The 9540-nt window shown below is 53.5% G+C and carries 10 protein-coding genes and 1 pseudogene; 2 read left to right on the top strand and 9 right to left on the bottom strand.

Annotated elements, in window-relative coordinates; all coding sequences use genetic code 11:
• Positions 1-122: 122 nt before the first annotated feature.
• From AB1J88_RS29525 to AB1J88_RS29490, 8 genes and pseudogenes are all read right to left on the bottom strand, one after another.
• Entirely contained in the window at positions 123-1040 is a 918-nt protein-coding gene (locus AB1J88_RS29525; RefSeq protein WP_430292746.1) for a glycosyltransferase, read from the bottom strand.
• Entirely contained in the window at positions 1037-1651 is a 615-nt protein-coding gene (locus AB1J88_RS29520; protein ID WP_430292745.1) for a glycosyltransferase family 4 protein, read from the bottom strand. The genes AB1J88_RS29525 and AB1J88_RS29520 overlap by 4 nt, the downstream gene beginning before the upstream one ends.
• A gap of 38 nt (positions 1652-1689) precedes the next feature.
• On the bottom strand, positions 1690-1953 hold the full coding sequence (locus AB1J88_RS29515; protein WP_430292744.1) for a hypothetical protein: 264 nt from the start codon (positions 1951-1953) through the stop codon (positions 1690-1692).
• Positions 1931-2146, bottom strand: coding sequence for a hypothetical protein (locus tag AB1J88_RS29510; RefSeq protein ID WP_430292743.1), 216 nt, complete (start codon positions 2144-2146; stop codon positions 1931-1933). The genes AB1J88_RS29515 and AB1J88_RS29510 overlap by 23 nt, the downstream gene beginning before the upstream one ends.
• Positions 2133-2891: a hypothetical protein gene (locus AB1J88_RS29505; protein ID WP_430292742.1), complete on the bottom strand. Its 759-nt coding sequence runs from the start codon at positions 2889-2891 to the stop codon at positions 2133-2135. Before AB1J88_RS29505 ends, AB1J88_RS29510 begins: the two co-directional genes overlap by 14 nt.
• Entirely contained in the window at positions 2818-4785 is a 1968-nt protein-coding gene (locus AB1J88_RS29500) for a methyltransferase domain-containing protein (protein WP_430292741.1), read from the bottom strand. The genes AB1J88_RS29505 and AB1J88_RS29500 overlap by 74 nt, the downstream gene beginning before the upstream one ends.
• Before the next feature lie 4 nt (positions 4786-4789).
• Positions 4790-6130, bottom strand: coding sequence for an ABC transporter ATP-binding protein (locus AB1J88_RS29495; RefSeq protein WP_430290006.1), 1341 nt, complete (start codon positions 6128-6130; stop codon positions 4790-4792).
• A pseudogene (locus AB1J88_RS29490) lies at positions 6120-6916 on the bottom strand (ABC transporter permease). Before AB1J88_RS29490 ends, AB1J88_RS29495 begins: the two are co-directional and overlap by 11 nt.
• Positions 6917-7062: 146 nt before the next feature.
• Here AB1J88_RS29490 and AB1J88_RS29485 point away from each other — a divergent pair.
• The gene (locus tag AB1J88_RS29485; protein WP_430292740.1) at positions 7063-7374 is read left to right on the top strand and encodes a hypothetical protein; all 312 of its coding nucleotides are present in this window, start codon (positions 7063-7065) and stop codon (positions 7372-7374) included.
• A 43-nt stretch (positions 7375-7417) separates the two neighbouring features.
• On the opposite strand, the gene AB1J88_RS29480 is transcribed toward AB1J88_RS29485, so the two are convergent.
• Positions 7418-8035, bottom strand: coding sequence for a glycosyltransferase (locus tag AB1J88_RS29480; RefSeq protein WP_430292739.1), 618 nt, complete (start codon positions 8033-8035; stop codon positions 7418-7420).
• Positions 8036-8580: 545 nt separating this feature from the next.
• Between AB1J88_RS29480 and AB1J88_RS29475 the strand changes: the two genes are divergently transcribed.
• The coding region (locus AB1J88_RS29475; RefSeq protein ID WP_430292738.1) for a UDP-glucose 4-epimerase family protein at positions 8581-9540 on the top strand (960 nt) is incomplete at its 3' end.

Genomic DNA, 9540 nt, shown 5'->3' with positions numbered 1-9540 from the left:
ATCGCGCAGGATATTGACCATATCCTTGCTCTCGAAAACGCCACGGAACTCGATTTGCGTGCCGGAGCTTTTGGCTTTCAATTCTTCCATGTACGCCGGGTCCTGGTCGGTTGGACCATAGATCACCAATCTTGCACTGTCTTTTGGGGCAGGCGATTGAAGGCATCAATCAGCAGATCTGTACCTTTGTGCGGTGCTATCTGGCCGATGAAACCGATCACTGGAATGTGTTCGGCGTCTCGCTGCGGCTTCGGCGTGCGATCGACATCGATGCCGAACCACAAGGTTTTCATGGGTACCTTGATGTCGTTGTTGACATAGGCTTCCCTTAAAAAGGTGGTTGGCGCGACGGCACCTGCGTAGGAGCCGTTGTAAAGAGCTCCAAGAATGTCCGGACGCTCCGCGATGTAGTCGATCGTTTGATCGAACACACTGTTTTTCACGCCCGGCATTTTGCGCAGAGCAGTTACGGCGCTGGCGATGAGCTTGGCTGACGTGCCATTGTTCGCGTATCTGATCCAGCCCTCTTTCGACGTGCGCGCAGTCTCTTTCAAGTAGCAGGCCACGCAGTTGCTGCGAGTTCTGGACGGGCCTGCGCACAGTGCACCGTCGGCTGCTTCCAGTTTATTGGTCAGGCAGAAACCGAAGAAGTCCGTGAAAGTTGCGTAGGTCGGAATGCCCAAGGCCTTGGTCGCTTCGAGCAAGGCACTGGTGTGGTTGATCAAATGAGTGACGTGAACGATGTCCGGTTTCAAGTCGGCGAGAATATCGGTCAAGACCGGACGCATCTCCGCCTGGTAGTACGTTTCCTTGATATTGACGTGAGGGATTTTGTTTTTGTCGACCAGGACAACTTCAAAGCCTTCATGCTCATATCGAGTGATCAGTTCTGCTGCCGCCGGTTCGCCCTGGAACAAGGCGCTGACGATGACTACCTCGTGACCCCAGTTGCGGTAGTTCTTTGCCAGTTCCAGCGTATAGGTTTCTGTTCCGTAAAAATGATCCGGAAAGAAGCAGTGCACAAAAAAAACGATTTTCATTGTTTGGTTTCCGCCAGGGTTTCGGCATAGATCTGGTCGTAGCTCGCAATCATTGCCTGGATCGAGAAGTGAGCCTCGGCTCTTTCGCTGTGACGGTCGGCAATGTAGGTGCGACGAGCACTGTCATTCAGCAGATCTACGATGATGTCAGAGAGCTTGTCCGCATCGCCGTAAGGGGCGAGCAGGCTGCTGTCATCGACAATCTCGCCAATTGCACCGATGTCATACCCGACAACCGGAACATGCATGCGCATCGCAAAAGGACTCACCTGGCCGAAGCTTTCTTTCCAGACCGGCGCAACAAACAGCTTCATGCGGCGGTACAAGTCCGGCAGTTGCGAGTAGGCGACATAACCGGTGAACTCAAAGTTGTCTGATACGCCTGCCGAGTTCACCGCTTCCTTGAAGGTCTCCATCAGACTTCCGCCACCGACAATCAATACGCGGGTCTGCGGGCGTTTCTGTACGGCTTTGATGAATGGAGTAATGGAGTCAGCATTAAGCTTGTCCGTTTCCAGTCGGTAAACCATGCCGATCGTGTCGGTAGCAGTCTGATTGGGGCGCATCGGCTTTGAACATCGAGAAGTCGGAGCCGGGATAAACCGTTGCATTCGGTGCTTCTGCTTGTCCAAAAACGTTGCGAACGTAATCACTGACGTATACGTAACGCTTGATGGAGGGCGACAAGTAAGGCGCAACGCGGTGTGTTGATGTTCTGGATGACGGGAATGCCTAATTGTTGCGCGGCACGCATGGTCTGGTCATACCAGGGTTCATCACAGTCGCCCCAGTAGTGCATGTGAATGACATTTGGTTGTAGTGCTTGCAGGTACTCGACAAAAGGCATCTCGTCTGCAGACAGTTTGATTTCCTTGATGGTGATGCCCGAATTACGCGGCGGGGATCGGCGCATGGCTGGTCAGAATACTTTGCTCGAACCGGACGCCCAGGTATTCGTAGATGTCCACCACCAGGCGTGAGGAGCCGCCGGTCATGAAGTTGGCGATGACATGCAGCACCCGCGGCCGGACAGCATTCACACTGGTTGGCTGCTTGACGATGTAAGTATCTTCACTGATGTCGGTGGGCGCATCAGTGTTCGACACAATAGCTGGTGGCTGGCCTCTCAGGCTTTTCTTCAAGGCCGAGACGGTCGGACTCAGCAAGCGACGTGCGGGGGCAGGGGGTCACGAGGGAGGCGAGCATGTAGGCGATGCGCAAGTATTTCTTGAGATCGTTGGGTTGCGCTGCAAATGCCTGACTCAAACGAAACAGTCGGCTCCGGCCGATGGCTTGTAGCCGTTGCTCGCGATGTGCGACTTCAACGTTGAGCTGTTGCACGATGGCGTTCTTTTGTTCCAGGTGCTGGTTCAGGGCGCTGATCTCCTGCTGTCTTGCTTCAGAGGCAGCCAGTGCTTCTTGCAGGGCGTCATTAATTTCATTCAGCGTGGAGTTCAGATTCTGACTCTGATTGATGGCGGACTCAGCAACCGCCTCTGTTTTGTTGATGAGATATTGGAACGCTGCCTCGGTTTGCGAGATGGCGGACACGAACGCTTCTTCCGTCTGTGTGATCGCAGAGTGAAACGCTGCCTCAGTCTTGGTGATGGCGGCCTGTACGGCGACCTCGGTCTGCGTGATCACAGACTGAATGGTCGCATCTTTGTCGATGACCACCCGATTCAGTCGCGCGGTTTCCGCCACGATACCTGGCATTCTCGACAGTTGAGAGTCGCGGTCACGAAGATGCTGATGCCACCATTGCGGGGTGCGATTCTCAATGTTGGAAACGTATCGCAAGGCATAAGCGCACGAAGAAGCGAGTTCGACAATGGCGCCCAGTTCGGACATACCAAAATCGGGTCGGTTTTTCGAGCGAGCCCAATGAGGCGCACCAATCGATGGCGAGGGCCTTTTCTGCACTGGTGACACCTGTACGCCAATACAACGCTGCTTGTTGATTATTTCTTTTGCCGGACTCGATCAAACCCAGATTCAGGTAGGACCTGATTTGCTTGGTAATCAGAGTCGGGCTGTATTGAGTGCAGTCATAGGCCACACAAGTTTTATAAAGATCAATGGCGCGATCAGTGTCGCCTGCGGCCTGCCAGAGTTGGGCCATAACGAACGATATCGATACTTTCCAGCGCAACTGCTGCGGTGAATGATCCGCCTGATTCATGTAAGCGTCAGAATCTTTTGCAAACACTTCCAGCTGACTCACCGTCAGTGTGGATGCCTGCAGCAGTTGGTAAGCCTGAATGCACAGTGCCGCTCCCAGGTCAGGTGAGGTTTCCGGGGCTTGAGCGGCGACTTCGCGGGCAAGCTCGAGCAGCTTCTGAGTGTCTTCGATGCGATGACCGATCGTGACCAGGCCTTTCACCAGCCAGGGGTTGGCATAGTCGTCAAAACGCGTGACCTTCCATCCCGGGTTTTCAGGATAGAGATCGTAGGTGGTTTCGCGGTAAGGCACGGTTGCGCCAAGTGTCGGCGATTTCATGCCGACCAGAAGGCACCATTCACAAGACGGATCTTTTTCGATCAATGTCTTGGGGTCTACTTCATACAGCTCGCGAATGCCGACTGCCCACTCGTAAGCATTGTTGATTTTCGGTTTGTATTGATCCGCTGTCTGGGCGTAAGCCGCTTCGACGATGAAGTCTTTTTCCAGTTCTTTAACGATGCGCTCCCACGTGTAGACGTGAAAGTGGAATTCGTTCGGATCTTCTCCGGTTTCGTCTGACCAGTCATTTGGAACGGAAAGTACGATTCGCCCGGACGGGCTTAGGACCCGGTAGAACTCTGCCAGCAATCCAACCGGATCCGGTACGTGCTCCAAGGTTTCAAACGAGGTAATGAGGTCGATCGAGTTATCCGGAATATCGTTCAGCGCTTCCGGCAGCCAGCCTTCTTTGAAGGTGAGTTGCGAATTGACCGCAGAGAAGTTTTTTTCAGCGTATTTGACTGCATAGTTGCTGCCATCAACGCCGAGGATCGAACTGGCGTCCGAGCAGTTGAACAAAGTATAGGCGCCGTAACCTAGTCCGCAGGCCGCGTCGAGGATGCGGTCGCCGTTGCGCACATAGCGACTGGCCAGGAGATAGCGAATGATATGGCCATCGGAGCGACTGCCAGGCTCGCGCGTCATGTCCATGTGCAGGTCGCGCTCGTCTTTCAGCGCTTCCAATGGATAAACGGTGGCGGCTTCCTTGGGAAGCTTCTCAAGCGGTATGGCAATTTTGCCTTGTTCATATTGCAGAGACTGGTAATCGTTGACGCGATAGTAGGCAGGGTGTTTGCGTACGCCGTTTTCGAAGAACAGCATTTCCCAAGCTTTGCGGGCTTCTTTTGTGTCGGGTTCGCAGCTGGTGTCCAGAAACAGGAAGATGTTGCGTTTCGAGACTCTTGGCGCTTCGACAGCCAAACGCTCGAGGGAGAGAGCAGCGTCGTCGGCATGAGTGATCAATACCGTCGAAAAACTCTCGTCGTCCAATAGCAGGTCAGCACCGTCCCATGCAATGAACCGTCCTGGAAGCTGTGCATTGCCGCACTCGGTTTCAGCACCCGGGAAGACGTTGTACGCCTGCACACCCGCCAGCAGGAAGGCCCGCAGCAACTCTGTATCAGGCAGGCCGATATGTAGCACTTTGCCGTTACCACAGGCTGAAAGTACCTGCGAGACCAGTTGTTGGCGTTCCCCTGCCGTCAGTGATGCCGAGCAAATGTTTGTGGTGGAAATAGTCATTGGCTCAGCCCTTGAGTTCGATTGCTTTCATGCGGAGGTCGAGGACACCGCCAAAATGGTATTCGCGGGGCTTGGTAGCCACCGTAAAAAATGCCGCCTCGTCACGCCAGTGAAGAATGCGTTGTTCGGCGTAGTAAGGTTTGCCTTCCTGGGAGATGGCAGCCTGAATTTCGTAAAGGTTGGCGCCCAGACTGCATTCAAACTGAAAATCAACAGAGGACTCGGTGCCGGCAGTGAATGTCTTGGTCCAGAAGGTCTCGCCCGTCGCCAGATTGGCGGCAATGGCCATGTCCTGGTTTAGCGTGCCCCAGGAGTAAATCTTGACGCCTTCCTTGTTGCGAAGACGTAGGCTCACATTCAGGTGGTCAAGATCGACGTTGCAGCGGAAGGACACGCGAATGACAGACGTCTGTGTGGCATAGAAAACCTGGGTTTCTTCGCCCTCGGCGTTCAACACGCGCACATCCAGAACCTCGGCATCCTGATTACCGAAGGAGAACCGGTCTGCAGTTTTCGATTCGGTCTTGGCAGTCTTGTTATCGTCCTTCTGATGTTGCGCAGCCTTGTCGGAAAGGTTTTTCGTCAACTGTTGCAGGTAAAGACTTTCCTGTTCGTGCAGGTTCCTGCGGTAATCGAGGATGACGTCGGCCGAAGACCCGATGCTTTCAATTTTCCCATTGGAAAGAAAGATCGCCCGCTGCGTGAGGGTCCGCACCGATTCTTCATCGTGGGAGACGAACAGCAGGGTTGTGCCATTGCTGGTGAGCTTTTCGATTCGTTCGTAGCAGCGTTTCTGAAACAGTGCATCGCCGACCGCCAAGGCTTCGTCGACAATCAGGATTTCAGGTTTCAGATTAGCCTGGACAGAAAATGCCAGCCTCACGAACATACCGCTGGAGTAAGTCTTTACGGGTTGGTCGACGAATTCCCCGATGTCTGCAAACGACAGGATGTCATCCATCAGTTCGTCAGTCTTGCTGCGACTCAGGCCGTGAATCGCACAGTTGAGATAAACGTTTTCCCGCCCGCTGAATTCCGGATTGAAACCTGAGCCCAGCTCAAGCAGCGCGGCAATGCGCCCATCGACATTTACCGTGCCCGAGGTCGGCGTCAGTGTGCCGCAGATAATCTGCAGCAGTGTGGATTTGCCCGAACCGTTTTTGCCGATGATGCCGACAGACTCGCCGCGTGCAACTTCAAAGTTGATGTCCTTGAGAGCCCAGAACTCATGGTGAAGTTTCTTTGATGGCAAGATCATCTGAAGCAAGCGATCGTGCGCTTTCTCATACATGTTGAAACGCTTGGAGAGGTCATTGACGCGAATGGCAACATCTTTAGAGGACATCAGCAAAGCCTGCGCGAGTTTTTTGGAAGAATGCAAAGCCGAGGCAGCAGATAACAATGCCGACGATATAGCTCGTGCCAAGTGTGTGCATATCAGGGATCTGGCCGAACAACAGGGTTGCGCGGCCATTTTCGATGACAGCGGTCAATGGGTTGATATATAGCCAGCCGCGGTACTCTTCAGGCAAGGCGCTGATCGGGTAGAAAACGGCGACAGAAACAGCAGTGCCGTGGCGGCCATGCCCGTGACCTGGCCAATATCGCGTATGTATGCGCCGAGTGCGGACAAGATCCAGGATAGGCCTATCACCATCAGGATTAGCGGTATCAGAACAATCGGGAAAAACAGCGCAGTAAGCGGAATCGAGTGATTGAACACCAGTTGTGCTGCCAGCAGCACCGACAGGCTGACGCACAGGTGAAACAGGGCGTTCAACACCGAGGTCGGAGCGAGGGTTTCAATCGGAAAAACGACTTTTTTTACAAAGTTGACGTTGCCAGTGATCAGTTTGGGTGCCGAGTTGATGCATTCTGCGCAGAACGCATGAATGATCAGGCCGGTAAACAGAATCAGCGCGAAGTCGACTTTGGACCCGGTGGCCGCACCGCTGCCGCCCCAGCGCGCATTGAATACGGTTGAAAAGACAAATGTATAAATAGCGAGCAATAGCAGCGGGTTGATAAATGACCATGCTACGCCCCCCACTGAACCGCGATAACGAGATGAAATCTCTCGTTTCGTCAGTTGCATGATCAGTTGGCGATTTTTAATTGCGCTGATCAGCATTCGCAAAGGCGACGTTGGAAATGAATCATGCATGTTCAAGGCAAAAGCTCCAATGGAGGCCGTTCGGTAAGTTGATAGATTGTACGAGCGACGTTATTTAGTTCGCTTGAAGGTGGCGACTGGAAGTAGCCGATGGGTGCAGCGCAATGACTGAAACCCGATTTGACGAATACACCGTTGCCATCACGGTGAAGCTTTCGATTGGTTGTCATCGGTCAAATACCCTTCACGATGGCTGCGAGGAGAAGTCCGATGTTACCTGGCAGTGTCTGGCGGTAGACACCGGCACGCAGCAGTCCAAGAAGGCGGCGCGGCAAGTTGCCTTTTCGCGCAAGGCGAAAGCATTCAAGTTTTTTCCGGTTTTCATTAGTCAGCAGTGCGTGCGCCGAAGTCAGGCAATGGATGTTCTGTTCATTCCAGTTCGAAAAGCGTCCTTTGAGCATCTGGCGAAACCGTGAAAACCGGGCTTTCAATCCGGAGTTGGCCCCGATCAGGTTGTCTTCATGCTGACGATACAGAACGAAAGGTTGTGCGTCGTAGGGCAACCTTGCCGCCAGCGCCGGTCACCAGAAGATAGGCCCACCAGTCGTGCGCGACGATCTCCAGATGATCGCCTGCGATGCGCATCAATTCGCGTGCTGCATGGTTGAACACCATCGTATTGCCTCCCGCGATGCTCTGTACCAATGCATTGGCAAACGCCGGAGGACGTGAAAAAAGTGGTGAGCATTCCATGGGCTTTCCGTGCGAGTTCATGCCGCGGGTCCTCCCGCAGTAAAGTGCCGGAACATCCGTGGGAATCGTTTGCAGCCAGTCCAGAGCTGTCTCGAGTTTGGTGTCCAGCCAGATATCGTCCTGATCAGACCATGCATAAAAATCCGCTTGAACAGCCTCGTTGCAGGTGAGAGTCAGGAAATTGGCGGCAAACCCCCGTTTGGGACCCTGGAACACGCGGACACTGTCTGCTGTCTTCAATCCTTCGGAAAACGCCGCGAGAATGTCCAGGGTCTGATCGGTTGATCCGTCGTCGGATACGGCAATTATCCAGTTTTCGTGAGTCTGGGTTGCGATGGAGGCCAGTTGGTCAGCCAGAAAACGTTGACCGTTGTACGTGCACATAAGTATTGCGACACGCTTGGACAATGAGCGGTGGAAGCAATTTGACTTCACGAGTTGGTTTGCCGGGTGAGTGTCCACGCTAGAATCTGATGTTGAGGGGCTATGCACCTAGCACTCCGTTGCGAATAAATGACTCGTTGGTCAGAAAAATCCGTGGCGAGGGCACTAACCGCGAGTCAGCCTCGGAATAACATTGGATGACCAAAGTCAAAACGGGCATTGTAGCGAAAATTACTTTGCCCTAGTAGTGCTTAGCCGCATCTGCGCAGGGATATTGACCGGCGGACAGGGGGGCAATCATGGTAGCATGTGCATCCGTCATTTTTATGGCTGAAAAGCATGGTCCGGGTTTACAGGTATCATGGCCGCCATAGACGACAGATCTCAGGCGTTGCCCTACAACAAATCCATTCGGTTTCGCGTGTTCAGTGCATTGGCTTGCTGCCCAGGACGATGCTTCGCGATCACAGCAGACTGCGCGATATGTCGAAGGTGTGGGACCAGGGTTGCTATCACGATGATTTTGCTATTTAAGAATGAGATAGATGAACGCTAGCACCGTATTGGTTACAGGTGGTTCGGGTTTTCTGGGCGGCGCCCTGTTAAGGACATTGGCAAGTCAAAAAGAATACTCCTTGCGCACGGCATTAAGACGTGACTGCAAAAGCCTGCCTGCGTCAGTGCGCGCGTTCAATGTTCCTGGCCTGACTCCAACCGTTGATTGGCAGGCTGCTCTGGTTGACGTCGACGTTGTAGTGCACGCCGCAGCACGGGTTCACGTGATGGACGAGCAGTCGGGCGATCCCTTGACCGAGTTTCGCTTGGTAAATGTCGAGGGCACTCTGAACCTGGCTCGACAGGCCGTGAAAGCGAAGGTCCGTCGATTCATTTACATCAGCTCAATCAAAGTGAACGGGGAGTCTACTGTTCCTGGCAGAGCCTTTACGGCAGACGATCCCTTTTCCCCCGTCGATCCCTATGGCATTTCCAAGTGTGAAGCTGAAGAAGCTCTTCGCCAGTTGGTATCTTCGACGTCAATGGAACTTGTTATTATCAGGCCCGTACTGGTTTACGGGCCGGGCGTGAAAGCGAACTTTTTAAGTATGATCCGCTGGCTGGACCGGGGAGTTCCGTTGCCATTTGGTGCGATCGTCAACAAGCGTAGTCTGGTGAGCCTGGATAACCTGATCGATCTGATACTGACGTGCTTCTCTCATCCAGCAGCGGCCAATCAGACTTTTCTTGCCAGCGATGGTGAGGATGTATCCACAACAGAGCTGTTGATGAAAATCGGTCGAGCATTGAATAAGCCCGCGAGGCTGTTGCCATTTCCGGTGGCTTTTATGCGTCTGGGGGCAAAGCTCCTGGGCAGGGAGGCCATTGCCCAGCGACTTTTCGGTTCTCTTCAGGTTGATATAAGCAAAAACTTACGACTCTTGGGGTGGGTGCCTCCAATGAGCCTCGATCAAGGACTGAACGCGACCGTGCAAGCCTATCTGGAATCT

The sequence above is a fragment of the Pseudomonas sp. S8 genome (assembly GCF_050473925.1).
Lineage (GTDB): Bacteria > Pseudomonadota > Gammaproteobacteria > Pseudomonadales > Pseudomonadaceae > Aquipseudomonas > Aquipseudomonas parakoreensis.
This window is presented reverse-complemented; position numbering and strand designations above follow the sequence as displayed.

Excerpts from the sequence above, each read along its gene's own strand:
- AB1J88_RS29480 (WP_430292739.1), bottom strand. The coding sequence starts at position 8,035 with ATGTGCACGTACAACGGTCAACGTTTTCTGGCTGACCAACTGGCCTCC.
- AB1J88_RS29505 (WP_430292742.1), bottom strand. The coding sequence starts at position 2,891 with ATGTCCGAACTGGGCGCCATTGTCGAACTCGCTTCTTCGTGCGCTTAT.
- AB1J88_RS29515 (WP_430292744.1), bottom strand. The coding sequence starts at position 1,953 with ATGCGCCGATCCCCGCCGCGTAATTCGGGCATCACCATCAAGGAAATC.
- AB1J88_RS29500 (WP_430292741.1), bottom strand. The coding sequence starts at position 4,785 with ATGACTATTTCCACCACAAACATTTGCTCGGCATCACTGACGGCAGGG.
- AB1J88_RS29485 (WP_430292740.1), top strand. The coding sequence starts at position 7,063 with ATGACTGAAACCCGATTTGACGAATACACCGTTGCCATCACGGTGAAG.
- AB1J88_RS29495 (WP_430290006.1), bottom strand. The coding sequence starts at position 6,130 with ATGTCCTCTAAAGATGTTGCCATTCGCGTCAATGACCTCTCCAAGCGT.
- AB1J88_RS29520 (WP_430292745.1), bottom strand. The coding sequence starts at position 1,651 with ATGCAACGGTTTATCCCGGCTCCGACTTCTCGATGTTCAAAGCCGATG.
- AB1J88_RS29525 (WP_430292746.1), bottom strand. The coding sequence starts at position 1,040 with ATGAAAATCGTTTTTTTTGTGCACTGCTTCTTTCCGGATCATTTTTAC.